This is a genomic window from Acidimicrobiales bacterium (genome assembly GCA_036378675.1).
Lineage (GTDB): Bacteria > Actinomycetota > Acidimicrobiia > Acidimicrobiales > Palsa-688 > DASUWA01.
The window spans coordinates 16,200-43,125 of record DASUWA010000065.1; the positions used below are offsets into that span (position 1 = coordinate 16,200).

The 26,926-nt window shown below is 66.5% G+C and carries 25 protein-coding genes; 12 read left to right on the forward strand and 13 right to left on the reverse strand.

Annotation, left to right across the window (positions count from 1 at the left end; genetic code table 11):
* Positions 1-151: 151 nt before the first annotated feature.
* Entirely contained in the window at positions 152-1,519 is a 1,368-nt protein-coding gene (locus tag VFZ97_19395; GenBank protein ID HEX6395605.1) for a cytochrome P450, read from the forward strand.
* A gap of 49 nt (positions 1,520-1,568) precedes the next feature.
* Here the strand turns inward: VFZ97_19395 and VFZ97_19400 are convergent, their stop codons facing one another.
* Both VFZ97_19400 and VFZ97_19405 read right to left on the reverse strand, forming a co-directional pair.
* Positions 1,569-2,657 carry a PilT/PilU family type 4a pilus ATPase gene (locus VFZ97_19400; GenBank protein ID HEX6395606.1) on the reverse strand — a complete coding sequence of 363 codons (1,089 nt, stop codon included), beginning with the start codon at positions 2,655-2,657 and terminating at the stop codon, positions 1,569-1,571.
* Positions 2,658-2,739: 82 nt separating this feature from the next.
* Positions 2,740-3,756, reverse strand: a complete 1,017-nt coding sequence (locus VFZ97_19405; protein ID HEX6395607.1) for a histone deacetylase — start codon at positions 3,754-3,756, stop codon at positions 2,740-2,742.
* 57 nt (positions 3,757-3,813) lie between these two features.
* Between VFZ97_19405 and VFZ97_19410 the strand changes: the two genes are divergently transcribed.
* The 4 genes from VFZ97_19410 to VFZ97_19425 all read left to right on the forward strand — a co-directional run bounded on the left by VFZ97_19410 (position 3,814) and on the right by VFZ97_19425 (position 9,911).
* A complete protein-coding gene (locus tag VFZ97_19410; GenBank protein HEX6395608.1) occupies positions 3,814-4,533 on the forward strand; it encodes a GNAT family N-acetyltransferase in 720 nt (239 codons plus the stop codon).
* Positions 4,530-6,968, forward strand: a complete 2,439-nt coding sequence (locus tag VFZ97_19415) for a DUF6049 family protein (GenBank protein HEX6395609.1) — start codon at positions 4,530-4,532, stop codon at positions 6,966-6,968. Before VFZ97_19410 ends, VFZ97_19415 begins: the two co-directional genes overlap by 4 nt.
* Before the next feature lie 263 nt (positions 6,969-7,231).
* Positions 7,232-8,071, forward strand: coding sequence for a DegV family protein (locus VFZ97_19420; GenBank protein ID HEX6395610.1), 840 nt, complete (start codon positions 7,232-7,234; stop codon positions 8,069-8,071).
* A gap of 76 nt (positions 8,072-8,147) precedes the next feature.
* Complete coding sequence (locus VFZ97_19425) at positions 8,148-9,911, forward strand: protein kinase (GenBank protein HEX6395611.1); 1,764 nt, start codon at positions 8,148-8,150, stop codon at positions 9,909-9,911.
* On the opposite strand, the gene VFZ97_19430 is transcribed toward VFZ97_19425, so the two are convergent.
* A complete protein-coding gene (locus VFZ97_19430) occupies positions 9,849-10,283 on the reverse strand; it encodes a hypothetical protein (GenBank protein ID HEX6395612.1) in 435 nt (144 codons plus the stop codon). The genes VFZ97_19425 and VFZ97_19430 overlap by 63 nt on opposite strands.
* A gap of 98 nt (positions 10,284-10,381) precedes the next feature.
* Between VFZ97_19430 and VFZ97_19435 the strand changes: the two genes are divergently transcribed.
* The 3 genes from VFZ97_19435 to trxA all read left to right on the forward strand — a co-directional run bounded on the left by VFZ97_19435 (position 10,382) and on the right by trxA (position 12,219).
* Positions 10,382-10,714 carry a hypothetical protein gene (locus tag VFZ97_19435; protein HEX6395613.1) on the forward strand — a complete coding sequence of 111 codons (333 nt, stop codon included), beginning with the start codon at positions 10,382-10,384 and terminating at the stop codon, positions 10,712-10,714.
* Positions 10,715-10,751: 37 nt separating this feature from the next.
* Positions 10,752-11,768 (forward strand): thioredoxin-disulfide reductase, encoded by a 1,017-nt coding sequence (gene trxB / locus VFZ97_19440; protein HEX6395614.1) that lies wholly within the window; start codon positions 10,752-10,754, stop codon positions 11,766-11,768.
* A gap of 127 nt (positions 11,769-11,895) precedes the next feature.
* On the forward strand, positions 11,896-12,219 hold the full coding sequence (trxA, locus tag VFZ97_19445; GenBank protein HEX6395615.1) for a thioredoxin: 324 nt from the start codon (positions 11,896-11,898) through the stop codon (positions 12,217-12,219).
* Positions 12,220-12,316: 97 nt separating this feature from the next.
* On the opposite strand, the gene VFZ97_19450 is transcribed toward trxA, so the two are convergent.
* From VFZ97_19450 to rpmH, 7 genes are all read right to left on the reverse strand, one after another.
* Positions 12,317-13,216 (reverse strand): ParB/RepB/Spo0J family partition protein, encoded by a 900-nt coding sequence (locus VFZ97_19450; GenBank protein HEX6395616.1) that lies wholly within the window; start codon positions 13,214-13,216, stop codon positions 12,317-12,319.
* The gene (locus VFZ97_19455; protein ID HEX6395617.1) at positions 13,191-14,708 is read right to left on the reverse strand and encodes an AAA family ATPase; all 1,518 of its coding nucleotides are present in this window, start codon (positions 14,706-14,708) and stop codon (positions 13,191-13,193) included. Before VFZ97_19455 ends, VFZ97_19450 begins: the two co-directional genes overlap by 26 nt.
* Before the next feature lie 186 nt (positions 14,709-14,894).
* A complete protein-coding gene (locus VFZ97_19460) occupies positions 14,895-15,533 on the reverse strand; it encodes an RsmG family class I SAM-dependent methyltransferase (protein ID HEX6395618.1) in 639 nt (212 codons plus the stop codon).
* Positions 15,530-16,753 (reverse strand): RNA-binding cell elongation regulator Jag/EloR, encoded by a 1,224-nt coding sequence (jag, locus tag VFZ97_19465; protein ID HEX6395619.1) that lies wholly within the window; start codon positions 16,751-16,753, stop codon positions 15,530-15,532. The genes VFZ97_19460 and jag overlap by 4 nt, the downstream gene beginning before the upstream one ends.
* Before the next feature lie 11 nt (positions 16,754-16,764).
* Positions 16,765-18,000, reverse strand: a complete 1,236-nt coding sequence (locus VFZ97_19470) for a YidC/Oxa1 family membrane protein insertase (GenBank protein ID HEX6395620.1) — start codon at positions 17,998-18,000, stop codon at positions 16,765-16,767.
* A 7-nt stretch (positions 18,001-18,007) separates the two neighbouring features.
* Positions 18,008-18,289, reverse strand: a complete 282-nt coding sequence (yidD, locus tag VFZ97_19475) for a membrane protein insertion efficiency factor YidD (protein ID HEX6395621.1) — start codon at positions 18,287-18,289, stop codon at positions 18,008-18,010.
* Between the two features lie 325 nt (positions 18,290-18,614).
* On the reverse strand, positions 18,615-18,749 hold the full coding sequence (gene rpmH / locus VFZ97_19480) for a 50S ribosomal protein L34 (GenBank protein ID HEX6395622.1): 135 nt from the start codon (positions 18,747-18,749) through the stop codon (positions 18,615-18,617).
* 241 nt (positions 18,750-18,990) lie between these two features.
* Between rpmH and VFZ97_19485 the strand changes: the two genes are divergently transcribed.
* From VFZ97_19485 to VFZ97_19495, 3 genes are all read left to right on the forward strand, one after another.
* Positions 18,991-19,959 (forward strand): mechanosensitive ion channel family protein, encoded by a 969-nt coding sequence (locus tag VFZ97_19485; GenBank protein HEX6395623.1) that lies wholly within the window; start codon positions 18,991-18,993, stop codon positions 19,957-19,959.
* Positions 19,960-20,063: 104 nt separating this feature from the next.
* Complete coding sequence (locus VFZ97_19490) at positions 20,064-20,699, forward strand: peroxiredoxin (protein ID HEX6395624.1); 636 nt, start codon at positions 20,064-20,066, stop codon at positions 20,697-20,699.
* A 178-nt stretch (positions 20,700-20,877) separates the two neighbouring features.
* A complete protein-coding gene (locus VFZ97_19495; protein HEX6395625.1) occupies positions 20,878-22,071 on the forward strand; it encodes a thiolase family protein in 1,194 nt (397 codons plus the stop codon).
* 352 nt (positions 22,072-22,423) lie between these two features.
* Here VFZ97_19495 and VFZ97_19500 read toward each other — a convergent pair whose 3' ends face one another.
* Positions 22,424-22,717: a cell division protein CrgA gene (locus tag VFZ97_19500; GenBank protein HEX6395626.1), complete on the reverse strand. Its 294-nt coding sequence runs from the start codon at positions 22,715-22,717 to the stop codon at positions 22,424-22,426.
* A 32-nt stretch (positions 22,718-22,749) separates the two neighbouring features.
* Here VFZ97_19500 and VFZ97_19505 point away from each other — a divergent pair, with 32 nt between their 5' ends.
* A complete protein-coding gene (locus VFZ97_19505; protein ID HEX6395627.1) occupies positions 22,750-23,373 on the forward strand; it encodes an aminodeoxychorismate/anthranilate synthase component II in 624 nt (207 codons plus the stop codon).
* Between the two features lie 70 nt (positions 23,374-23,443).
* Here the strand turns inward: VFZ97_19505 and pknB are convergent, their stop codons facing one another.
* Together pknB and VFZ97_19515 are read right to left on the reverse strand one after the other, a co-directional pair.
* Positions 23,444-25,411: a Stk1 family PASTA domain-containing Ser/Thr kinase gene (gene pknB / locus VFZ97_19510; GenBank protein ID HEX6395628.1), complete on the reverse strand. Its 1,968-nt coding sequence runs from the start codon at positions 25,409-25,411 to the stop codon at positions 23,444-23,446.
* A gap of 12 nt (positions 25,412-25,423) precedes the next feature.
* Entirely contained in the window at positions 25,424-26,926 is a 1,503-nt protein-coding gene (locus tag VFZ97_19515) for a penicillin-binding protein 2 (protein HEX6395629.1), read from the reverse strand.

Here is a 26,926-nt window from a genome sequence, read left to right on the forward strand (position 1 = left end):
GAACAGGCTGCTCCCTGCCAAATTCCATGCCCAAACGCAAGAGTTACACCCAAACGTGGCCTGGCCCGACCGCACCCACATGCCGGCGAACGAGCAACAAGACAAATCGCCACTATCGGACAAGCCGGCGCGCGCGCCATAGTTGGAAGCGATGACGCTCGCCGCCTCAGCCGATACGGGCTACACGCCCGACATCACGGACCACACGCCCGGTATCACCCGCCTACCCCCCGGCCCGCACCTCCCCGGGTGGATGCAAGCCGCCCTGACTGGGTTCCGGCCGCCCCTGTACTTCCGCCTGTGCCAGCGCCGCTACGGCGACATCATCCGGATGCGGATGCCGCTCACCCTCGACTACGTGTACGTGGCGGACCCGGAAGCGGTCCGCACGGTGTTCAGGGGCGACCCGTCGGTGTTCCACGCCGGCGAGGCGAACGGCAGCATTCTCGAGCCGATCCTCGGTCCGCACTCGGTGCTGGTGACCGACGAGACCGAGCACACCAGGCAGCGCCGGCTGATGGCACCCCCGTTCCACGGCTCCGCGGTGCGAAAACAGACCGACGTGATGGCCGACATCGCCGCCGCCGAGATCGACCACTGGCCCCTGAACCGTCCGTTCCCGGTCCTGCCGGCGATGAGGCGTCTGACCCTCGAGGTCATCCTGCGCGCCGTGATCGGCGCCGAGAAGGACGACAGGCTCGCCCACCTGCGCCAGGTGCTTCCGCCGGTCGTCGACATCGCGGCCATCGACCTTCTCGCCGTGGGGTACCCGAAGCTCCGCAACTTCTGGCCGTGGAGCCGGTTGCAGGTAAAGCGATCCAGAGCCGACGACGCGCTGTACGACGAGATCGCCAACTGCCGGTCGGATCCGGACCTTGACGACCGCACCGATGTCCTGGCCATGCTCGTCAGAGCAACCGACGAGGACGGAAGCTCGATGTCCGACGAGGAGCTGCGCGACCAGCTGATGACGTTGCTCCTCGCCGGTCACGAAACGACTGCCACAGGCTTGGCGTGGACGTTCGAGCGGTTGACCCGGCACCCGGCAGTCCTTCGCCGCGCCCAGCAGGCGGCAATCGACGACGATGACGCCTACCTCGACAACGTGGTCACCGAGAGTCTCCGTGTCCGGCCGGTGATCGCCGACGTCGCCCGCAGGCTCACCGCCGACGTCGAGCTCAACGGCTACCGGATCCCCACGGGAACCGTGGTGGCGCCGGCGATCTTGCTGATCCAGACCGACGAGCGCGTCTATCCGTACGCCAACAAGTTCAACCCTGATCGGTGGAACGGTCAGCACCCGGATCCGTTCACGTGGCTGCCTTTCGGCGGGGGCAACCGGAGGTGCCTGGGCGCTGCGTTCGCCACAACAGAGATGCGGGTCGTTCTCAAGGAAGCTCTGCGGCGCGTCGAGTTCGCCCCCACCTCGGCGAAGGGCGAACGGGCTCGGATCCGCCACGTCACCTTCGTCCCGAACAAGGGCGGGGTCGTAAGCGTGTCCCGCCGGCGCCGCCAATAGACCACGCCAATAATCCAAATAGACCGGGGTCGGCGGCCCCGATGAATGTTCAGGTCGCTTCGAGAAGCCCCGCAGCCTGCAATGCGACTCGCAGGTCGTGCGCGTTGGTCGCCGCGGCGAGCGCAGCACGCAGAGTGACCTCTCCGCTCTTGAAAAGACCGAACAGGCTCTGATCGAACGTCTGCATGCCGTGGTACTCGCCGTCGGCGATCAACTCTTCTATGGTCTCGGCGCCGGCGCCGGTCGGGTCGATTATGCGGTCCGCGATCCGTCCGGTCACCACCATGGCCTCCACTGCCGGCACCCGTCCCTCTCCGGACGAGTGCGGCACGAGACGCTGGCTGATGACACCGCGCAGCACGCCCGCCAGGGTCAGGCGGATCTGGTGCTGCTGGAACGGCGGGAAGAAGTCGACGATCCGGTTGATCGTCTCGGTCGCGTTGGTGGTGTGAAGGGTGGACAGCACGAGGTGTCCTGTCTCCGCTGCCATCAACGCGGCCGACACGGTCTCCGTGTCGCGCATCTCTCCGATGAGGATGACGTCGGGGTCCTGCCTTAGAACCCGCCGCATCGCCTGCGCGTAGTCGCGAGTGTCGGTGCCGATCTCGCGCTGGCAGACGACCGAGCGCTTGTCGGGGTGAAGGATTTCGATCGGGTCCTCGATGGTGATCACGTTCGCCGATCGGGTCTGGTTGATGTGGTCGATCATGGCGGCGAGCGTCGTCGTCTTTCCCGACCCGGTGGGCCCGGTGACCAGGACCATGCCCCGGGGCTCTTCGGCCAGTCTGGTGACGATCGGCGGGAGGCCGAGGTCGAGCACGGACATCGCTTGCGGGAGGACGCGCCGGAGCACCATCGCTGCGCTTCCCCGCTGCCGGAAGGCGTTCCCACGGAAACGTCCCATGCCGTCGACCGAAACCGAAAAGTCGGCCTCACCAGTGCGGTGAAACTCTTCGATCCGGTCGACCGGCATGATCACGCGAAGGCACTCCTCCACCTCGGTCCGCTCCACCGGAGGAAACGGGGTTGGGCGCAGGTCGCCGTTGACCCGCACCCGCGGAGGCGCGCCGCCCTTCACGTGGAGGTCGGACCCACCAACCTCAATCACATGGGTGAGTACGGCCTGCAAATCCAACATCAATCGGGCTATCGGGTTGCCAAGCGACAGGGTTGAGGCGGAAAAAGAGGGAGTACCGCGTGTTGCGGCGTCTTTTTCCCCTTTAGCGTCCTTCGACGTGCAGCGAGCGGGCGGCGTCGACGATGTGCCGGCCCGGGCCACCGGAGCTTTGGGCCTCGGGCTGCAGGTGCTCTCCGGCCAGCGCGGCGACGCACGCCGCGGTCGAGTCGGCGAGCGCGCTGAGGTCGTAGCCCCCCTCGAGGGTGACCAAGCGCCGGCCGGGCGGAACCAGGGCGCAAAGGCGCGAAGTCATCTCGGCGAAGTCGCCCGAGGTGAGCCCGAGGTCCGTCAACGGATCCGCCCTGTGCCCGTCGAATCCCGCCGAGATCATCAGCCAGGTCGGCTCGAAGTTCTCTGCGACCGGCTCGACGACCTCCTCGATCGCCGCCAGGTACACGTCCCCGGTGGCGCCGGCGGGCAGCGGGAAGTTCACCGTCGCGCCCTTCGCGGGTCCGGCGCCGGTCTGCTCGATTTTGCCTGTTCCGGGATAGAGCGGCCATTGGTGCATGGAGACGTAAACGACCCTCGCATCTCCGTAGAAGATCTCCTGCGTCCCGTTCCCGTGATGCGCGTCGAAGTCGACGATCAACACCCGCTCCCCCGCCTCGGCGAGCGACGCTGCGGCGACGGCGACGTTGTTGACGAGGCAGAAACCCATCGCCCGGTTGCGCGTCGCGTGGTGGCCGGGCGGCCGCACGGCGATGAACGCAGCGTCCGCCTCGCCGGCGGTAAGGCGCTCGATGGCGTCGAGGCCCGCGCCGGCGGCTGCCAGCGCGGCGTCCCACGATCCGGGAGAAGCCGCGGTGTCCGCGTCGATGTCGCCGCCTCCGGCCAGGCAGAACCCTTCGAGCGCGTCGATGGTTTCCGGATCATGCACCCGGATCAGCTCGGCTCGGGTCGCCTGCCGCGGAACGACGGTCTTGGCGGCTCCGGACTTCAGCGCCGTCTCGAGGCCCTTCTGCACGGCCGCCAGGCGATCAGGCCGCTCGGGATGAAAACGACCGGGATCGTGGGCGCCGCAAGCCGGGTGCATCTCCACCAGTACAGGGACCGACGACATCGTCATCCCAGGGTACGACCGGTCCGGGCGGGGTACGCGAAGTAGCCTTGTTGACCCGTGAGCGCCGCGCCCGCCGACGTGATCAGCTGGGGACGTGAGAGCGCCCGAACCGGGCGCTGGCGAGGCGATGAGCAGGTCGCCTACCTGACTCCACTGCCCACGTCTCCGCTGCCTTCGGCCGAGTTCGTGCGCCAGTGCCTCGACACGCTCGCCGGTCGGGGGTTCAAGCGGGTGGTGACGGCCGCGCTGTCTCCGCTCGAGCAGGTGGGGTTTCTTGCGGCCGGCTTCGATGTCGAAGAACGGCTGTACCTGCTCGGGATGGACATCTCGCGCGGGCTGCCGGAGGTCCCGCCGGGCCTTCCGCTGAGGAGGGTCCCACCCTGGCGCCGCGCGGACGTGCTTGCCGTCGACGCGATGGCGTTCCCTCCTTTCTGGCAGCTGGACTCGGCCGGGCTGAAGGATTCTTTGAGGGCAACTCCGGTGAGCCGTTTTCGGATGGCCGCCGGCGGCGGTCGTGGCGTGGCCGGGTATGCGGTCTGCGGAAGGTCCGGCGACCGCGGGTTCGTCCAGCGCCTTGCCGTGGATCCCCGCAGGCAGCGGGTGGGCACCGGGAGGCGGCTGCTCCTCGACGGTCTCCACTGGCTTGCCCGGGGCGGAGCGACCCGGGCGATCGTGAACACCCAGATCGGCAACGACGCAGCCCTGTCCCTGTACCTGGCGACCGGCTTTCGCGAGGAGCCGGTCGGCCTTTCCGTGCTGTCGGCCGGGCTCCAGTGATCGCCCGGACCTGTAGGGCCGCGGCCGCCGCGCTCGTCGTCGCGGCCGGTGCCACAGTCCCGGCGACCGCATGGGGTGACAACACCCCTCGACCGTCGGTCGGTTCTGCCGCAGACCTTTCGGGCCAGGATCCGATCACGGTGCTTGCCCAGTCGCCGTGGGTCGTGTCGGGGCAGAACTTCCGGGTCCGGCTGCGGATCGGAGCTGGCGATCCCGCGACGGACAAGCTTTCGGTTCAGGCGTTCAGCCGTTTGACCACGCGGAGCGACTTCCAGAACGCGATGGCCGGACACGTCCCGAGCTACGCCCGATACTCGCTGGTCGAGCAGGTCAGCCAGCTGCCCGCCGACCCGCAGGGGGGCGTCGACGTCAACATTCCCATCAACCCTTCGCAGCCGCTCGCGCCGGGGTCGTTGCCGGCGTTCAACGCGGTTGGAGGCAGCGGTGTCTTCCCGCTGCAGTTGACCCTGTCCGATTCCAACGGTGCGCCTTTGGGGACGCCGTTGACGACTTTTCTGGTTTACGCGGGGGGCGATCCGTCGGCGACAGGATTTCCCCGCCTGTCGGTGGCGACGGTGATTCCGATCGCCGCTCGGCCCAATGTCGGGCCTCAGGGACAGCTGGAGCCGATCAGCGAGTCGAACTCTTCCCGGCTGTCGCAGCTGGCGGGGGCGCTGGGCGGGCACGCGGATGTGGCCGTGAGCCTGGCGGCTTCGCCCCAGACGCTGGAGGCACTCGCATCGGGCACCACCACGGACAAGGCAACCGTGGCCTCGATCGCAGCCCTCGCCCGGACGTCGGATCAGGTGCTCCCGCAAACCTACGTGCCGGTTTCGCTCGACGACATGCTCGGGGCGGGCCTCGGATCGGAGATCGGTCAGCAGGTGGGAACGGGCGAATCGACACTGGCGAAGGTGTTCGGTTCGCAGCCCGCGACCGACTCTTGGGTCGTCAACGGGCCGATCGATACGGCAAGCCTCGGCGCGCTCACCGGGTTGGGGATGAACCGCCTTTTCCTTCCGGACACCGACCTCGGCCCCCTTCCGCTGTCGTCTCGCCAGACGACGTTCGCGCTTCCGACCAAGCTCAGTCTCCCCGACAAGGGCGGAACGCCGTTGAACGTGTACGCGTCGGACCCGGCTCTGTCGTCCGATTTCACGAGCGGCGGTGGCAGCGTTCTCGCCGCGACCCGCCTTCTTGCGGAGCTGTCGATGATCCAGGTGGAGACACCGGGGGTGACGAGGGGCGTGGCTGTTGTCCCTCCGGCGCGCTGGACCGCCGACCCGACTTTCGTGGAGACGCTGATGGCCGGGCTTTCCGGCCATCCCTTGCTGCAAGCGGTAACGGTCAACGGCCTGTTCCAGGCCGTGAAGTCGTCGTCTCAGGTTCAGAGAAGTCTGAGCACCTCGGGCAACGGCAACCCCGGCTCGGGCCTCTCCGGTGGATCCGGGAGCGGTTCGGCTGCGAGCGGTTCGTCGAATGGATCGTCGGGGTCGGGCTCCGGCTTCGGTGGTGGTGGGTCCGGAGGTTCTGGGTCGGCGTCCGGGTCCGGGCCCGGCGCCGGCGCCGGTTCGTCAGGTTCGTCCGGCGCCGGGGCTTCGGGCGGGGGCGGCGGCTCGGGCTCGGCGGGCAGCCCGCAAGCCGGCGGTTCGTCCGGGTCGCCGGGACTGGCCGCTGACGCCGGCAAGATCCAGAAGCAACGGAAGGCCGTCGACGCCTTCCAAACCTTGTTGGCGGGTGATCAGCCGGCGATAACCGCCATTGCGACGGCAATGCAGAACCAGCTTCTGGTCGCCGAATCGAACGAGATATCCGGTGCCCAGCGCGACGCGCTCCTCGCCGCAGTGAAATCCGAGGCCACCCGGCAGCTGCAGAGCGTGACGCTGCCGGGTTCGTCGTCCATAACCCTGACCGCGACCAAGGGCCAGATCCCGCTGACGATCCTGTCGGCCGGGGGCGCCCGGGCGAAGGTGGAACTGCGTCTCAGCAGCCAGCGCCTTATCTTCCGCTCCTTCGATCCCGCCAACGGGCACTGCAACGTCCCGACCCCGACCAGCGAGATCTGCCAGCTGATCCTGGCCGGCGAGAACACGACCCTGAAGGTGCCGGTCGAGACCCGATCATCGGGTGTCTTCCCGCTCGACGTGTCGTTGTGGACGCCGGGCGGCGGCCAAGTGCTCGCGATCGACCGCGACACGGTCCGCAGCACGGCGGTGTCGAACGTCGGGGTGATCCTCATCGTGGTGGCGGTCGCGTCGTTGGCCATATGGTGGGGACGCGACCTCCGCCACGGTCGCCGCGCCCGCAAGCTCGTGCCCCCGCCTGTCTTCGACGAGCCTCAGCTCTCGGACGACCCTGTGGTGCGCGATTTCTTCGAGAACCCGCCGCCGGGCTACCCCAAGCACGGCGACTCGCCGGCCCGGCCGCGTAGTTAGGCGAGCCGTTGGCTCTATGAGTGATGGGCTGCCCGGCCTCTTCGGGTGATCCCCGCGGTTCTTTGGGCGTGAGAACAAGCAGCTCTCCGTCAAATTCCAGGCCCAAACGCAAGAGTTACACCCAAAGGCCATCTGATCCGACCGAACTCCACGCGCCGGGTGGGGCCATCTCACCTGACACGGCTGTCACCTTTCCGGTGGTCAGGCGGTCCAACCAGTTTGGCCCGGAGATACTGGGACCGAACTTCCTCTAGGGGGGAGCCATGGCCGGCGTTCGAGTAGTCACCGACACCGCCTGCGATCTACCCGACGACATCGTGAACGAGCTCGGGATCGGGCTGGTGCCTCTTCGCATCCGATTCGGCGGGGAGGAGTTCGTCGACCGGGTCGAGCTGTCAACCAAGGAGTTCTGGGCCCGTTGCTCGAGCTTTCCTGGTCTCCCCGGGACTTCGGCTCCGGCGCCGGGTCAATTCAAGGAGGCGTTCGAGCAGATGGCCGCTGCGGGAGCGAGTGGCGTCGTGTGCGTGAACCTGTCCTCGAAGATGTCGGCCACGATTCAGGCCGCCCGCCAGGCGGCGGGCGAACTCGAGGGACGGCTTCCCGTGAGAGTCGTGGACTCGCTGAGCGTCACGTTGGGTCAGGGCCTGATCACCATCGAAGCCGCAAAAAAGGCGGCCATGGGTGGATCCGTCGACGAGGTGGCCGAAGCGGCGGAGAAGGCGGCCTCGGCCATGACGGTTCTCGGGGTCATCGACACGCTCGACAACCTCAAGAAGGGCGGGCGGATCGGAGGAGCGCAAGCATTCCTCGGCACGATGCTTTCGATCAAGCCGGTCATTCAGGTGATAGACGGCGTTGTCGAACCCGAATCCCGGCAGCGCACTCGGGGGAAGGCGCTTCGCTACGTCGCCGACAAGGCGCGTTCTGTAGGGCGGATTTCCAACATGGCGGCCTTCAGCGCCGACGCACCCGACATGGACGCGTTCATGTCGATGATCGGGGGCATCCAGACGGACGGATCGGTGCTGGTCGGAGATATCGGCCCGGTAATTGGCACCCACGCCGGCCCCGGCGCCATCGGCCTGGCCTGGATCTCTGCCTAATTAGCGCACCTGCGGCGTCCTCTACGCGCAGCACCTGACCCGGCGGGTCACCACCGCGGCGGTACCCTGGAAGTCCGTGCCCGGTACTGACCCGATCAGTTCAATTACACCCGGACGCACTCTCGGCGGACGCTATCGACTGGTCGCTCCTGTCGCGCGCGGCGGCATGGCCGAAGTGTGGGAGGGCCACGACGAGGTACTCAGCCGGCCGGTCGCGGTGAAGGTGCTGCAGGCTCACCTCGCGAGCGACGGGGTGTTCCTCGAACGATTCCGCAGGGAAGCGGTCACCGCAGCTCGGCTCGCGCACCCCTGTGTCGTGTCGACATTCGACACAGGAATCGACGACGGGACGGCTTACATCGTGATGGAGCTGGTGCGCGGTGAAACGCTTCGCCAGCTGCTGAGCGAACACGGGGCGCTTGACACATGGCTCGCGGTGACGATCGCCCGCCAGATTGCCGACGCGCTCGCCGAGGCGCACGGAGCAGGTCTGGTGCATCGCGACATCAAGCCGGCCAACGTGTTGCTCCTCGATGACGGGTGGGGCGGAGTCCGCGTGAAGGTCACCGACTTTGGTATCGCAAAGGCGAGCGAAGGGCTGGGGGCGGACCTGACCCGAACCGGGACTGTGCTCGGGACCCCGAAGTACCTCAGCCCCGAACAGATCCGCGGAGAAGAGCCTGACGCGCGCGCCGACCTTTATTCGCTCGGTGTGGTGTTGTTCGAGATGCTCACCGGCGATCCGCCATACAGCGGCAGCACGGACATGGCGACCGCGCTGGCACATCTCAACGACCGGATCCCGCGGCTGTCGACTCGAATAAGGGCTTTACCCCCGGGGTTGGATCGGTTGGTGACTGATCTGCTTGCGAAGGAGCCGGACAAGCGGGTGCCTTCGGCGGCGGCGCTTCGTGGACGCCTCGACGCGCTCGGGCCCGTCCCGAGTGGAGGGGGACGAGGTGCCCGACCCTCGCCGCGTCTCCCCATAGGTAGCGCCCGTGCTCGAGTCGACGAAGCTGCGGCGCGCACCGCCACGAGCACGGTCGCCGGCGACGTGGAAGACACGTCGGTGCTGGGCGGACGAACGTCGGCGATTTCCGCGAACGGCTCTTCAACGGGGGGTAGCCGTGTTGAAGGTGCGGGGCGCGAGCCGCGGGAGCGGCACGACCCGCGCGATCCGCACGACGGGACCATTGCCCTTCGCGGAAGCGGGCCGGCGACGGACCCGTTCGGTCCGGACGAGCCGTCTCCCGCGAGGAGGAGGACTCGGCGCACCGGCCGCAACGTCGGCGTCGTCGTCGCCAGCCTTGTGGTGGTGGGCGCGATAACCGCAGCTGCGGTTTTGGCCGGTTCGACGAGCCATCGTTCGCCGAGCTCCCCCGTTGCTTCCCTGCCCGCGTCGGCTGTTCCCAAGGTCGACAACGTGGTCGTGTTCATGACCTCCGACCGCACGCCCGACAATCCCAACATGACCCGGTTCGCCTTTGACGGCGACCCGTCTACGTACTGGCCGACCGACCAGTACAGCAGCCCGACGTTCGGAAACCTCTATCCAGGCATCGGTCTCGCCATCCATCTCGACTCGGCGGAGCAAGGACGGCAGCTGGTCGTCACTTCGCCCACGTCTGGATGGTCGGCGCAGACCTACGTCGCCAGTTCTGATGTTCCATCCGGCCACCCCGTCGCCGATTGGGGCACGCCCACCGAGACCAAGTTGGACATCCGCTCTTCAACCGTGACCTTCAACCTCGGTCCCCGGCACGCCCAGTGGGTGTTGCTATGGATCACCAATCTCGGACCCGCGGACACGGCCCGTATCGCTGAGCTGTCCGTCCGTTGAGCTCTGGTACTCGGGAGTCAGCGCGCGTTGACTCGTTGACGCCGGTCGGCTGAACATCAAGGCACCCCAACCGATCGGCCAAAGTGCGGCGAACACCAACGCGAACCACGCGTCCACCGGCACCGGCTCGATGCCCCACGTGGTCGAGATCCCTATCCCCCACCCCACGGCCCCACCTGCCAGCGGCCCCGCCGCCAGCCAAAACGCCCGCCGGCGCTTGGCGATCGTCGACATGATCGACCCGAGGAGTGCGGGCACGATTAGCGCGGCGAGCCAGACGTCCGCCGCGCTCAGCGGGTACTCGCCGATCGTCACCGCGGCGAACACCACCAGCGCCGCCCCTGCCACAAGCGCCAGCGCGATCCTGGTCACCGCGCAGAACCTACCGCTCCGCGACGCTCCTGGGATGTCGAGCGTATCGCCGGCCCGTAGCAGCGGGGCTCGAGCAGGTGGTCGCTAAGCTGCTTTTCGTGGCTGATCAGACCGGCGCATCGACCGCGGATCGTGACTGGACCGACGAGGTAACCGACCGGATCGAGTCGGTCGTCACCACAGTTCGCGACAAGACGACGGTCCCCGTCATCAAGGTCGCCCGCGCGGTGGTCTTCGGTTTGGTCGCCGGCGTGCTGCTGGCGGGAGCGTTGCTGCTGCTGGTCGTCGCTTTCGTCAGGCTGTTGGACGTCTACCTTCCCTACCACCCGCACTCCCGCCGGGTGTGGACCGTCGACCTCGTTGCGTCGGCAATATTCCTCGGCACTGGGGCGTTCTTCTGGCGGCGAAGGAAACCGCGAGTGCGGAGCTGATAGGCACGACGCGGAGCCGCGCAGAAAGCCAGGACACATGACCGCCACACCCGCAGGAACCAACCCAGAATCCACCAACCCAGACATCGGGCCTCGGGTCAGGGATGTCATCATCGTCGGCTCGGGCCCCGCAGGTCTGACAGCGGCCATCTACGCCGCCAGGGCGAACCTGTCCCCGCTGGTCATCGAGGGGGAGCCGTCCTCGACGAGCGATCAGCCGGGCGGCCAGCTGATGCTGACCTCCGACATCGAGAACTTCCCCGGGTTCATCGAAGGCCTTGCCGGTCCGGAGCTGATGGGCAACATGCGCTCGCAGGCGGCGCGGTTCGGCGCTGAATACCTCACTACCAAGGCGACCCGCGTCGACTTCTCCGGGCGACCGTTCCGCGTGTGGGCCACGGACCCGTCGACCGGGGAGGAGCTCGAGTTCCGGGCCCGGTCGGTGATCGTGTCCACCGGCGCCCGCTCCCTGATGCTCGGCCTGGAGTCCGAGCAGCGACTGCTCAGCCGGGGTGTCTCGACCTGTGCGACGTGTGACGGCTTCTTCTTCCGTGGTCAGAACATCGCGGTGGTCGGCGGCGGGGACTCGGCGCTGGAGGAGGCCATCTTCCTGACCAAGTTCGCCGAGACGGTGACCGTCATCCACCGTCGCAAGGAGCTCCGGGCTTCGAAGATCATGCAGGACCGCGCGTTCAAGAACCCCAAGATCCGGTTCCTGTGGGACACCGTGGTGACCGGAGTGGACGGAGACGCCAAGGTGGTCGGTCTGCACCTCCGGAATTCCGTCACCAACGAGGAGTCGTATCTGGAGGTCGGTGGCCTGTTCGTGGCGATCGGTCACGTCCCCAATACCGACCTCTTCGTCGGGCAGTTGGACATGGACGAAGCGGGTTACATCATCACCGCGAACGGCTCGACCGCCACGAACGTGGAAGGCGTGTTCGCGAGCGGCGACGTCCAGGACCACACCTACCGTCAAGCGGTCACCGCGGCCGGCACCGGCTGCATGGCCGCGATAGATGCCGAGAGGTGGCTCGAAGCCAACCACGGCTAGTTATGTTGACCTATCAACTAACTAAATCTGCAACGGCTCCCTGCATGGGCGGAATGGAACAGGTTCTGTGCAGGTTGCTATGTCTGTGCGTACGGGAAGAGCCCGTCGATTAGGAAGGCGATGAAGAGTGTCGCAGGAGTTGACGCTTACCGATCAGACCTTTGACGAGGAGATCAAGTCGGCAGCCGAACCGGTTCTGGTTGACTTCTGGGCGGAGTGGTGCGGCCCGTGCAAGATGGTCGCCCCGATCCTCCATGAGATAGAGGCGGACAACGTCGGAAAGCTCCGGGTTGGCAAGGTGAACATCGACGAGAACCTTGAGCTGGCCCGCCGGTTCGATGTGATGAGCATCCCGACGATGATCCTGTTCAAAGACGGTGAACCTCAGGTTCGGATCGTCGGAGCCAAGGGCAAGGGTCAGCTGCTGCAGGAACTGCACCCTTACATCTGAGGGCTTAAGTGCCTGCTTGTCCTGGCACTGTCCACACCTTAGCCACAGTCTGTGGAAGAGGTAGAGCCTCGGGACTCTAAGCTACCGGTTTAGGTTCCTAGCCGCCGGAGTAGACGTCTGTGTCGCCGACGTGCTCGGTCATAGCCCGGTAAATCCGTTCGAGGTCCTCGAGAGTCGCGAATTCGATGACGACCCGCCCGCGTTTGGCGCCGAGGTCGACCTTCACTCTCGTGTCGAGGTGGCTCGACAGCAACTCCTCCAGCTCGAGGATGCCCGGAGGCCGCAGTTTCGGCGGGCGGGTTGCCGCCCCGCCCGGAGTCGACCCTCCGAGCTCGTTCCGCTGTCTGACCGCGTCCTCCACCGCACGAACCGACATCTGCTCCGATACGGCTCTGCGGCCGAGCGCCTCCTGGAACGCCCGATCAGGCGTTCCAAGCAGGGCCCTCGCGTGGCCTGCGCTCAGCTGGCCGTCGCCGACGAGCTTCTGCACGGCGGGAGGGAGCTGAAAAAGGCGGAGGGTGTTGGTCACCGCGGCCCTGCTCTTTCCGACCCGCCCGGCGAGCTGGTCATGGGTGAGACCGAAATCCTCGATCAACTGCTGGTACGCGCCCGCCTCCTCGAGCGGGTTGAGGTCCTCGCGGTGGAGGTTCTCGATCAGCGCCTGCTCGACGCTCTGAACATCGGAGATGTCCCTCACGATGGCCGGGATCGTCGGGAGTCCCGCCCGTTTGGCCGCCCGCCAGCGCCGCTCGCCGGCGATCAGCTCGTAGCTTCCGTCACCGATCGTCCGGACCAGGACGGGCTGGAGGATCCCGACCTCCCTCACCGAGGCGGTCAGCGAGGCGAGCGATTCCTCGTCGAACATCGACCTCGGCTGGTGGGTGTTGGCCCGTATGGCTGATACCGGTATCTCGAGCAGTGCCGAGGACCTGTCCCCGACGACCTCGGTCGGGATCAGCGACCCGAGGCCTCTACCTAACCCGCTGCGGCGCGCCACCGCTTACCTCCTTGGCCAGTTCTCTGTAGGCGATGGAACCTCTCGACGACGAGTCGAACACGATGATCGGCTGACCGAACGAGGGGGCTTCCGACAGCCGCACCGTCCGGGGGACGACGTTCCGGCAGACCTTGTCACCGAAATGGTGGCGGACCTCCTCGACCACCTGCTCGGCGAGGCGGGTGCGAGCGTCGTACATGGTGAGGATGATGGTGCTGACGTCGAGCTCCTGGTTGAGATTCGCCTGAACGAGAGCGACGTTTCGTAGCAGCTGCCCGAGACCTTCGAGGGCGTAGTACTCGCACTGGATGGGCACGACCACCTCGCCGGCCGCGGCCAGCCCGTTCACGGTCAAGAGCCCGAGCGACGGGGGACAGTCGATCAACACGTAGTCGAAGTCCTGGGACACGCTCTCGAGGGCTCGCCTGAGACGAAGCTCCCTGCTGAAGACGGGGACCAGCTCTATTTCGGCGCCGGCCAGGTCGATGGTGGCGGGAACGACGAACAGGTTCCGCAGGGTGGTCGGCTCGATAACGTCCTCGATCGGCACGTCGTGGAGGATGGCGTCGTAGATCGAGGCGTCGAGATTCCGTCCGTTGATCCCGAGTCCCGTCGTGGCGTTGCCCTGAGGGTCCAGGTCCACGACCAGGACCCGGTAGTCGAGCTCGGCGAGCGCCGCGCCGAGGTTTACCGCGGTCGTCGTCTTGCCTACCCCGCCCTTCTGGTTGGCGATCGCGAGACGGCGGGGAAGCGGATGGTCCCGCGCCCCCGGGTGGTGGCTTTGGGATCTCGGCGCTTCGTCTCCGTCGAGCCGATGCCCCGCGGTTGGCTTCTCGTACGCCCAGCCGGTCTGCCGGTCAGGCGCGAGGTCGGTGCTCGGGCCGGCGTCCGGAGCCTGGACCGTGTCGGTACGGTCAGGGCCCGCGATGACCGGGTCACCCTGTTGGGACCGCTGCCCCATCGGCCCTGGGTTATCAGCTTCGGTGGATTCGGCGCTGATGCCGGGCTCTCCGCTCATGCCGGGCTCTCCGCTCATGCCGGGCTCTCCGCTGATGCCAGGCTCGCCGCTCATGCCGGGCTCTCCGCTGATGCCAGGCTCGCCGGCGGGAGGCTCGGCGGCGGCAGGCGCTGCCAGGTCATCCGACCAATGCCGCGTGACCGGTTCGGGTTCTGGAGGCGCGACCGGAATCGACCCCAAATCGCTTACTGCGCCTAGGTCGGGGTCAACCTGCCACTCAGTCCTCGTCGTCGACTCCGAGCCTTCGGGGCTACGTATTTCCTCGTCCGACCTGGGAGTTTGCGCTTCCGGCCTGGGGGTTTCCTCGTTCGACCTGCCCGTTTCCTCTTCCGGGTTGCCGCTTTCGGCTCTGTCGGCGGCAGGCGGCTCCGCTTCGGTTGAAATGTCATACTTCGCGCCCGCGCGGTCGGATCCGGACCTCAGGCGCTCAAATATGGAGCTCGCCCGAGCTCGGAGGTCCTCTGACTCATTCACCCGCCCATCATCAACGATGGAGGTGGTCCGAGGCAAGCACCCTCTAGCCCAACGTGAGGGTTTGTTTCACGTGGAACACACGCTGCAGGCGAAAAGTGAATGGTCTGGCGGATGTTCCACGTGGAACCGGCGGTCACCGATAGCCGGGTAGGCCGTCCCCCGGAGCGCTCGCTCGGCGCTTCCGTTTCAGAACAGCGGGCGCTTGGCCGGGATCCCGACCCGCCGAGGGTAGCGCTCCGGGCAGGGTGCCGCCTGTACGAGCGACTGGTACGAGGTCGGCCCTCCTGATGCCTCTTCCAGGCGCAGCCCGAGCTCAGTGAGCCCGGAGGGATCCCAACGCTTTGGGCTGCCGTCCGGAGGTTCGGCGACGATAAGGCGGCCGCCGACCCGAAGGAAAGGCGAACCGCATTCCGCGGTAACTGCCGGCGCGGCGAAGCTGCGGGCCACGACCAGGTCGAACGAGGCCCTGAGCTCCGTGCGGCCGGCTTCCTCGGCCCGGGAGCCGACGACCCTGACCCTCGCGTCCAGGCCGAGATCCCCGACCGCCTCCCCCAGGAAGGCGGTCCTCCTGGCGCTCCCGTCGAGGAGGACCCACTCGGATCGCGTCCAGAGGAGAGCCAAGGGAAGGCCCGGGAGCCCGCCCCCGCTGCCGAGATCTAGCGCAGTCTGGGGAGGGTCGGGGATGGCAGCGTCGAGGTCAAGCGCCCGGTCGACGTGAGGCCCGATCGGTCCCGGTCCGAGAAAACCAAGATCCCGGGCACGACCCAGTACCCGCTCCAGGTTCTCCCTCGAGCTCGGGTCTAGGGTCGGCTTGCTCTGACTCAGCTGCTGGGAGTGCCGGCTGGGGCGATGACCACCCGCCGTCTGGGTTCCTCGCCCTCGGAGAACGTGGCTACGCCTTCGATGCCGGTGATCGCATCATGAACCACCTTGCGATCCGGCGCCGCCATTGGTTCTAGGGCGGTGGGCGCGCCGGTCTCCTTGACCTTGGCGGCAACCTCGTGAGCGAATCGGGCCAGCGCCTCGGACCGCTTTTGGCGGTAGGCGCCGACATCCACGAGCACCCTGCCGTTGTTCGCCCCGGTTCGATGGTGGACGACCGTACGGGTGAGATCCTGAATCGCCAGGAGAGTCGAACCCTTCGGTCCGATGAGAAGTCCGAGCTCCGGGCCACTGAGGTCGAGCCTGACCTCCTCTTCACCCGAGGAGGTGATCTTTACGGCAGCGTCGAGACCGAATTCGGAGGTGAGGCCTTTCAGGAACTCCTCCGCGACCCGACCCTGCTCATCGAGCGAAACCTCCACCGTCGTGCCTCCCGTCCCGTTATCCGAGTGACTCTGCTCAGCTGAAATTCTGGCACCCTCGCGTGGGGCCGAGTGGGCGCTTCCACCGCCCTCCCCGTCAACGCCGGCACCTCTGTCACGCCGCGCCTTGCCGGCCGGAGCGCCTTCGGATGGGCCGCCCGTCTCCGGATCCGAACCGGCCGCGCGCTTCGCTGCGGCGGAACGCCCACCCCGCCGGCGCTTACGACGCCGGTTAGCCGGCTCCGAGGGATCATCCTCAGAGCTCGGCGCTGTGTCGGAGCCGGCGAGTGCAGCCGACCCCGATGACGTCGTGCGATCCCCCGCGGTTCCGCTCCCAGTTGCTTCGCTTCTGGCGCCGTTGCGGCCGGTGTCACTGCGGCCGGTGTCACCGCGGCCGGTGTCACCGCGTCCGGTGTCACTGCGGCCGGCTGTAGTTTCCGACGACGCATCGCTCTCGCCGTCGTTGCCCTCGGCGAGTGCGATACCTCCGGCGCCGCCTCGAGAATCCGCACTTCCGGCCCTGGCCCGTCGCCGGCGCTCCCGGCGGTCCTCCTTGGGGCGGGGAACGGTTGGGCGGACCCGCGCCCGGACTCTCGCCTCGCCGCGAACCCGTCCGAACAAGCCGGCCCGCGGTTCGTCGAGGACCTCGAACTCTGCGTCGACCTCGTCCACTCCGAGCTGGTCGAGAGCCGCTTCCTTGGCCTCGTCCAGTGTTTTGCCAGTGGTCTCAACCCACTCCATCTAAAGCTTCCTTACCTTCCTCGCCGTCTGCGGTTCCGCCGGCTGCCCGACCTCGGGCGGTTGCCGGCCCGCTGTCCGTTCGTTCGCGCCCCTCCGGCCTTCGCCCCGTTGGGGGAACCGCCGGACGTTCCTCCCCGCGGAGCGCCGTTGCGCGACGCAGGAGCCTGGGGTGAAGCAGGAGCCTGAGGCAATTCCTTCGGCGGCGTGTCCTGGCCCGCGGGGCGGTTGGGCGCCGGGCGACCACCATCCTTGGACTGGAGTCGTTTGGCTTCCTGCGCCTTCTGCTGCTGCTCCGCGGCCGCGGCTAGGAGATCCCGAAAACGACTCCTCTTCCCGTCCCCCTTCGCCGGTGTCTGCGCCCTAGCCACCCGGTCAGGGTGCTCATCGATGTCCCGAGTCATCGCCTCGACCTCTTTGACCTCTTGCACCACCAGGGCCTTCACCTTCGGATCGAAACGGTACATGAGGTCCTGTTGCACGATCCGGCAGATGTTGGACATCGCGTAGTAGACGATCACGCCGGCGGGGAACTTGATCAAGAACAAGACGAAGATGAGCGGCAGGTACTTCATCATCCGCATCTGAGGGTTCTGTGCCGCTTGAGGGTTCCGCGACATGGTCTGAACTGTCTGGTAGTAGGAGGTCCCGGCCATGATGAGCAGCAGGATCCAGTAGGGGAGAGCGGCGGCGACGCTCGAGTGGGGGCTCAGCGCGTTGTGAGAGAGATCCACACCGAATGCGTTGAGGTGGCCATGGGCGGCGACGATGTCCTTGAACATACGGGTGCCGTGCGATAGGTACTTCGGGTCGGGCACCCCGCTCTTCGCGATGTGGCTCAGCCCGGTGATCACTCGGAACAGGGCGAAAAACACGGGCAGCGGGAGGAGCAACGGCAGGCACGAGCCAAACGGGCTGACGTTGTGCTCCCTGAACAGCTCCATCTGGGCCTGGGCGAACGCTTGGCGGTCGTCCTTGTGCTTCTCCTGGAGTGCCTTCAGCTGTGGTTGAAGCTTCTGCATCGCCAGCATCGAGCGGGTGCTCTTCAGGGTCAGCGGCGAGATGATGACCATCCAGATGACGCTGAGCACCAAGATGGCAACCCCGTAGTTGGGGACGACGCTGTAGATCCCTGCCAGAATCGCCGAGATCGGCTTGGCGATCGGGTCGAGGAGGCTGCCGGTCGAGGGCTTGGTGCCGCTCAGGGTAGTAGTTGTGCTCGCAACTAGCGACGCGAGGTGGAGTATCACGTTTCTCTCATTCCGGAACGGGGTCGTAGCCGCTGGGACCTCCCGGGCGGCATCGTCCCAAGCGCCGGGCGGTCATCGAGGCGCCCTTGAGGGCGCCGTGACGCTCGACGGCTTCAATTGCATAAGTGGAGCAGGTGGGGGTGAACCTGCAGGGCGAAACCCGGCCGGCGCGGACCAGCTGGTACAGCCGTACCAGCACGACGAGCGCCCGTCCCGCCAACGAGCGACCGGCCGCGCCCTCACGTTCCTGGGGGGAGCTCGGTGCCGTGTCGACGCTGGCGGTAGTCATGCTATGTCCTGAAATCTTACTGATTTTAATGCTTCTTGTAGGTAGCTCCTTAGGGAGCCGAAGTCGAGCGTCGCCGCTTCAGGCCCTGCGCCGATCAGGTACGCGCCGGGAGCCAGAAGGTCGGCGCTATCGCGAATCAGCACCCTGAGCCTCCTACGGACACGGTTGCGAACGACCGACGAACCAACCTTGCGCCCGATGCTGTAGGCCACCTTGGGAGGCTCGGCGGGATCGCCTTGCACCCACGATACAGTCAACGGTCCGCATCGCCGGCGTCGCGCTTTGCGAAGAGCCTGGAAAGTGTCGCGCTGGTCAACCCTCCAGATCAGGCGGACAGCCGAGCCCGGCCTTTGAGGCGCCGAGCCTTTATGATCGCCCGGCCCGCGCGGGTCGACATGCGGTGACGGAAACCGTGCCGTTTCGCCCGCTTTCGGTTGTTGGGTTGGAAAGTTCGCTTCACTCATCGCCTCCTCGGTCCTGGCATCGCCACCAGTCGCCGGAACTCCCAGGCGAAGGGGATGCGCGTCAGCCCACGCGGCCCGCTGGCACGGTCTCAAATGCTATCTGAGCGAAGCCGCTTCTACAAAGCTGCCCGGGGCGCCAAATCCCGCATGAGATAACGATTCGATACCCCGATACTTCCTCGGCAGGACCCGGGTCACACGTTCGCCAAACGCTTTCGACTTAACCTGACCGGGTCGATGTTCTCCGGTACCGAGATCCCCGCGACCACACTCCTCGCTGCAGCACCGAACGCCTCGGCCGCCAACGACCGGGGGGTGATTCACCAGTTCCTCGTCGACCTGGGGGTCAGCTCCAACACCGCGCACACGGTTCAGGTCTACGCAATCGGACCGTTCCGGATCGCCGTCGTTCTGCTTATAACGGTCGCCGTCACCCGCCTCGTCCGCAGGCTTTCGCGCCGGATGGTGAACTCCTTCCGATTGGTGTCGCCGCTGGTGAAGGCGACGCCCCGCGGCGAGGACCGGGTGCGGACACTCGCCGGCGTGTTCTCTTCGGTGCTCCGGGCGATCATCTGGGTGGTCGCGTTCCTGACCATCCTGGGGGAGTTCCACATAAACCTGGTCCCGTTCATCGCGACGGCCACCGTCGTCGGCGCCGCGGTCGGGTTCGGCGCGCAAACACTCGTCAAGGACTTTCTTTCCGGCGCCCTCATCCTCGCCGAGGATCAATACGGGGTAGGGGATAGCATCGTCGTGGGGAATGCGCCCAACGCCACGTCGGGAACCGTCGAAGGGCTCACCCTGCGCACCACCAGGATCCGGAGCCTGGACGGGGTGGTCTGGTACGTCCCGAACGGCGACATCCGTACCGTCGGGAACAACACCGAAGGTGACAGCCAAGCGCTCGTCGACGTGGTGGTGCCCCACGGAACTGATCTGGTAGCTGCGGGGCGCGTCGCCGAGCAGGCGGCGCACCAGCTCGCCGCGGAACCCGAATGGCAGGGGGTGTTCGTCGGCGATCCGACCTTCGGTGGCGTGCAGTCGACCGATCAGGACGGGGCAACGTTGAGGATCATGGCTTGGACCATGCCGGGACAGCACTTTCGCGCCTCGCGCGAGCTGCGCCTGCGGATACTCCAGGCGCTGCGCGATTCGGGCCTGGTGTGGGCCGACTCCTCCCCGGCCGCCGGGGGATCCCCGCCGTGACCAGCCCCGTAGAAAGTCGATTGAATAGGTCGCCTTTGTGGTGAAACCCGGGGTACCTTGGCCCCTGCGACGGACGACGAACGCTATCCGCGCAGGAGGAAGAGATGGCACTGCAGCTGGGCGACGAAGCCCCCGATTTCACCGCTGAGACCACCGAGGGCACTGTTCACTTCCACGAATGGCTGGGCGACGGCTGGGGCGTGCTCTTCTCGCATCCCAAGGACTTCACACCGGTCTGCACGACCGAGCTCGGAGCGGTCGCGAAGCTGAAGGGCGAGTTCGACAAGCGCAACACCAAGGTCATCGCCGTGAGCGTCGACCCGATCGAATCGCACAAAGGATGGGTGCCCGACATCAACGAGACCCAGGGCACCAACGTCAACTTCCCGATCATTGCCGACCCGGATCGGAAGGTCGCCGACCTCTACGGGATGATCCACCCGAACGCTGCGGACACTGTGACCGTCAGATCGGTGTTCATCGTCGGTCCGGACAAGAGGATCAAGCTCACCATCACCTATCCGCAATCGACCGGGCGGAACTTCCAGGAGATCCTGCGGGTGCTCGACTCGCTTCAGCTCACCGCCAACTACTCCGTGTCCACACCGGCGGACTGGAAGGACGGCGAGGACGTGATCATCGCCCCGGCGATTTCGGACGACGACGCGAAGGAGCGCTTCCCGAAGGGGTTCACCACGGTACGGCCGTACCTCCGGTTGACGCCCCAACCGAACAAGTAGGGAACTCAAACCACACCGGCACGCTGCCGGCCCGCGTCACTTGGTGATTACACGCGGGCCGGCAGTAGCCTTTTGGGTGTAACGGCCGCCATGAGGAATGGGATGGCGCCCGAACAGAAGGCCCCGAAAAAGAAGGCCCCGAAAAAAAAGGCCCCGCAAGAAGGCAAGGAGAGGTCCGATGCCCACCGCCGTAATCGTCGACGCCGTGCGCACCCCCGGTGGCAAGCGCCACGGAAAGCTGTCCGGCTGGCACCCCGTTGACTTGGCCGCCGAGGTGCTGAAGGCCCTCGTCGAGCGCAACGACCTGGACCCCGCCGTCATCGACGACGTGATCATGGGATGTGTCATGCAGGTGGGCGCTCAGGCGGTGAACATCGCCCGCAACGCGGTTCTTGCAGCCGGTTTCCCAGAGTCGGTGCCCGGCACCACGGTCGACCGCCAGTGCGGATCGTCCCAGCAGGCGCTGCACTTTGCGGCGCAGGGCGTCATTGCAGGCGCGTACGACGTGGCCGTCGCTTCGGGCATCGAACTGATGAGCCTGGTGCCGATGGGCGCAAGCATCGGGCAGGGGGTCGGCCTGCCCTTCGGTCCGACCGTCGGAAAGCGCTACGAGCCCGCCGGCGGCCTGGTCCCGCAGGGGATCTCGGCCGAGATGATCGCCGACAAGTGGAACCTCTCACGCGAGGACCTCGACCGGTTCAGTGCCCAGAGCCACCAGCGGGCGGCGAAGGCCACAGCCGAGGGACGCTTCGAGCGGGAGATCCTCCCGGTGGCCCTGAAGCACAAGGACAAGGAGACCGGCAAGGTCATCGAGTCCAGCGAACTGGTCACGACCGATGAGGGAATCCGCCCGGACACCACCGTCGAGACGCTCGCCAAGCTGAAGCCGTCCTTCAAGCCTGACGGCAAGATCACCGCGGGCAACAGCTCCCAGATCACCGACGGCGCGTCCGCTGTTCTCGTCATGAGCGAGGAAAAAGCATCGGCCCTCGGGCTGACCCCCCGTGCACGGTTCCACTCCTTCGCGGTCGCAGCCGACGATCCCCAGATCATGCTGACCGCCCCAATCCCGGCTACGACCAAGGTGCTCGAGCGGGGCAAGCTCGCCCTCGACGACATCGACCTGGTGGAGATCAACGAGGCGTTCGCCCCGGTCGTACTGGCCTGGGCGCAGGAGCACCATCCCGACATGGACAAGGTCAACGTCAACGGCGGCGCCATCGCCCTCGGGCACCCTCTCGGCTGCTCCGGCACCAAGCTCATGAGCACGCTGCTCAACGAGCTCGAGCGCACCGGCGGCCGCTACGGCCTGCAGACGATGTGCGAAGGCGGCGGAATGGCCAACGCCACCATCATCGAGCGCCTGGGCTGATGTTCGGATCGATGGCCTAGCACCCGCCAACTGCCGTCTTGGCCCCGGGCCTTCGGCCCGGAACAACAGAGACGGCCGTCGACGGCTGCTCGCCCTCGATAACAATCAGCCCAAACTCGATGCGAGCCACCTTGGCTGAAATCTGATCGAGGACTGGCGGTGCGAGAGACCGGTGTCGCTGTCCGCCGCTCCGCGGCGGGCCGCACCAGGATGTCGACCGCTCAGTCCTTGGCCGGCGGGACGCATCGCGGTGTGACCCGCCTAGTCCTCCACAGGCTGTGGACAACTCTGGGGAGTGTCACATTGATGTAACTTTTCGGAGGGTCGACGTTAACCCAGGCCCATTCGTCCGCTAGTGGTAGCGAGTGGCGGCGATGAATCCGGCGACGATCAGCGCGAGCCCGAGGAAGAGGTAGCCGTTGCTCGCGCCGCCGGGGAGAAGCCCCAAATAATTGAGCAGGATGCTGATCAAACCGAGGCCGAAGAAGGTCAGGATCAGTGCCGGGACCCACCACGGGCTGGACCGGAACTCGCGGGGGATAGGCGCGGTGTAGCGGCCGCTCGACGTGCCGCTCGCCGGCGACCTCCTCGCCGGCCCTCCCTTGGGTGTCACCCGGCCCGGCGTGTCCTTGGTCTTCCTCGGCATGCCCCAACTTTAAGTGCAACTACCCTTGGCCCGTGGCGCGCATCCTGGTCGTGGACAACTACGACTCGTTCGTCTACAACCTCGTCCAGTACCTGGGTCAGCTCGGCGCCGAGCCGCTCGTCTACCGCAACGACGCGATCGATCTCTCCGCCGCCCGTTCGCTCAACGTGGACGGGCTGCTCGTGTCGCCCGGACCGGGCCGTCCCGCCGGCGCCGGCGTGAGCTGCGAGCTGATATCCGCCTTCGCCGGCGACGTTCCCGTGTTGGGGGTCTGCCTCGGCCATCAGTGCATCGGCGAGGTGTTCGGAGGTGAGATCGTCCGCCATGATGTCATGCACGGAAAGACCTCCGAGATCACCCACGACGGCCGGGGGGTATTCGCGGGTCTGCCCGAACCCCTCGTCGCTACCCGCTACCACTCCCTCGTGGTCGACCGCGACAGCATCCCGCCGGCGCTGGAGGTGACTGCCTGGACCCAGGACGGCGTGGTGATGGGCCTGCGGCACCGGGAGATGCCGGTCGAAGGGGTCCAGTTCCACCCCGAGTCGATCCTGACGGACGGCGGCCACCGGATGCTGGCCAACTGGCTTGCTATATGCGGCCAGGCCGAGGCGCCGACCCTGGTCGCCGGCGCTGAAGCGTCACTCCGGGCCTAGGCCGAGGAGGTCGTTTCTTTACGATTGGGCACCTGATAGGTGCCTTTTTGCGAACAAAGGCCCGGCTGGATCACGTAGTGTTCGTGGTGGTTCCGAGAGTCGTGGTCGAGCTGCTGAACTGACCGACGACCACCGTCACCGTCGAACCCTGGTTGACGGTGGTCCCGCCTGTGGGGTCCTGGCTTTGCACCACACCGTCCTGGCTTCGCCTGCTGACCGGGACGGTTACGAAGTTGGCTTGCAGGCCGGCTTGCTGCAATTGCTGGGCCGCCTGCGACTGGGTGTCACCCACCACGTTGGGCACCGTGGTCTGCGACGCGCCGGTCGAGACGTAGATCGTCACCGTCGAGCCGACAGGAACAGTGGCACCGGCAGGCGGGTCGGTCCGGGTCACCTCGCCCGCGGGGATCGTCGCCGACGGCTCGTTCAGCTGTTTGACCTGAAGCCCTAGCTGGCCGAGGGTTTGACCGGCGGCGCTGGGTGTCTGCCCGACAACCGACGGGACCTGAATCTCCTGCTTCCCGCTCGACACGACGAGCTGGACGGCCGAGCCCTGGCCGACCGTGGTGCCCGGCGGAGGGTTGGTCGATATGACGTTTCCTTGGGCGACCGTGTTCGAGTTCTGCTGGATCGCGTTCACCGTGAATCCGGCCTGCCGGAGGATGCTGGTCGCTTCCTCCTGTGTCTTTCCGACCACGTTGGGGACCTGTGTCTGGACCGGGCCGCCGCTCACCAACAGCACGACCGGCTGGTTGCTCTTTATGGTCGTGCCGGCCGGCGGCTGGGTGTCGATCACGTTGCCCTGGGCGATGGCCGAGCTGGTCTCTGTTCGCTCGCTTACTTTGGTGAAGCCCATCTGCTGCAGCTGGCTGAACGCGTCGGGGGCCGGCTTGTTGACCAGATTGGGCAGGGTCAGGCTCTTCGTGGAGGTTCCCCACCAGCCTTCCGCTCTTCCGAGGAAGAAGATGCCGGCGGCGAGCGCAAGCAGGAGTATCGCGGCGCCCACACCCCACGCCGCAGCCCGAGAGCGCCTGTCGCCGGGGCCCCCGCCAGGCGGTTCTCCGGTCGAGGTGAGCGGCATCGGGGCGGTCCCGCCGGCCGGCGGGTTGACCATCGTTGCTGCGCCTGCCGGTCCTCCATGACCGGTCGCGCCAACCCCGGCGCCCACAGCTGTGGCCACACGTGTCGGCTCAGCCGAGGCCATGATCGGTTGGCCCTGCATGTAACGGCCGAGATCGGAGCGCAGCTCCTCGGCGCTTTGGTAGCGGTCGTCCGGCTGCTTCGCGAGGGCCTTCATGACGATCGACTCGAGACCGGCGGGTACCGCCGGGTTGAGCGCTCGAATTGGCTCGGGCGTCTCTTTGACGTGCTTGTAGGCGATCGACACCGGGCTGTCGCCGGTGAAAGGCGTCCGTCCCGCAAGCATCTCGTACAGCACGACGCCCAGCGAATACACGTCGCTTCTCGGGTCCACGCCGAAGCCCTGCGCCTGTTCGGGTGAGAAGTAGGTAGCGGTGCCCATCACCGACCCGGTCTGGGTCAGGTCCTCGGCTGCTCCAGCCCCGATGGCGCGGGCGATGCCGAAGTCGGCGACCTTCACCTGCCCGGACTCGTTGATCAAGACATTGCCGGGCTTGACGTCGCGGTGGATCACGCCGTGGCGGTGCGCGAAATCGAGGGCCGCCGCCACGTCGGCCGCGATGCGCGCGGCGTGTGGCGAGTCGAGCGGTCCCTCGCGGAGCATCTGCGAAAGGGTGCGTCCCGACACGTACTCCATGACGATGAAATAGGTGTTCTCGCCCTGACCCCAGTCGAATATCGAAACGATGTTCGGATGGCTGAGATTGGCGGCGGCCTTCGCTTCGCGTCGGAACCGTTCCACGAAAGCCCTGTCGATGGACAGCTCGGGAAACAGAACCTTGAGGGCGACCGGCCTGTCGAGGAGGAGGTCCCGCGCCAGGTACACCTGGGCCATTCCTCCTCTGGCGATATGACTGACCAACTGGTAGCGGTCGCTGAAAACCTGCTCTTGCTGCATTCGCTTACGAGCCTACGGGGCGGGTGACTGGGTCACGGGTGCGGGTGGTTTTGATTGCAGGTAGGCCTGGATGATGGCCTTGGCTATCGGTGCGGCGAGCGTGCCGCCCTGATATTCGTTGGCGGACGGCTGGTTGGGAAGGAGCACGGCAACGGCGATATCGGGGTTCTGTGCCGGCGCGAACGCGGCGAACCACGCGTCTATCTGGTTGGTCCCGGTTTGCGCGGTACCCGTCTTCGCGGCGACCTCGACACCGGGAATCCGCGCCGCGGCGCCGGTGCCGTTCGGGGAGTCGACGACCGAAAGCATCAGCTGGGTTAGTTGCGACGCGGTGGAAGCCGAAGTGGCCTGCATCCACTGCTTCGGCTGGTAGGTGCTGACGATCTGGTTCTGCGAGTTGGTGACATGGTCGAGGACGTGGGGTGCCATGATCGATCCCCCGTTGGCGATCCCGGCGGCGACCAGCGCCATCTCGAGGGGCGTCGCTTGGACGTCCTGCTGACCGATCGCCGAGTACGCGAGCCCGGGCTGGTCGAAAGCAAACGTGTTCGCCTGGGGGAAAACGGACCGCGCAGCGAACGGCAGATCGATGCTGGGAGTCTGGTTGAAACCGAAGGACAGCGCTTCGTTCGTGAGTGACTGGCCGCCGAGGTCCAGCCCGATCTGCCCGAACCCGGTGTCACAGGAGACGGTGAACAGCTCGGGTAGCTGGCCGCCGCACGTTTCGCCGGCGAAGTTGTGCAGTTGGTTGGTTGTCTGAGGCAAAGGCAGGGCTGACAGCGTCGGGTAGGTCTTGCTGGCGAGTGGCGGCTGGCGGTCGTATACCGCGGACGCGGTGATGATCTTGAACGTCGAGCCGGGGAACCAGCGCTGCCGGTACGCCCCCGGCGCCAGTACACCGCCAGGCTGTGCAACCAGTGCTTTGTACGCAGCCTGCACCTGTTGCTGGTTGTGCGATGACAGCTGACTCGGGTCGAAACTCGGGTTCGAGTAGAGGGCGAGTATGGCGCCTGTCTTCGGGTTCAGTGCCACGACGGAACCGGTTCTGCCTGCGAGCTCCTTTTGCGCGAGCGTTTGCAGGCTGTTGAGAAGGGTGAGTGTGATCGACTGGCTTTTGTCTTGATTGGCGAAGAGTTGGCGAATCCCACTGATGCTCGTGGGTAGATGGAACGGTCCCTTTCTTCCCGTTAGGACCTTGTCGTAGGTGCGTTCGGCGCCGTCAGATCCGTACGTGAAGGAGAAGAATCCAGTGACTTGTTCGAAAAGAGCGCCGGTCGGGTACTGGCGCACATATTTGAACTGGTCGTTGCTCGGGGCTGAGGCGGCGAGAGTCACTCCGTCTGCGGAGATGATGTCGCCTCTCTTGGCGGTGTACTCCTTGACGACGGCGCGTCCGTTGAGGGGATTCGCCTCCAGGGCATTGGCGTGAACGATCTGCACGTAGGTGAGCTGCAGCACCAGCCCGACGAACAAGATCATCACCCCGAGCCCGGCGAGACGGATCTGGCGATTCAT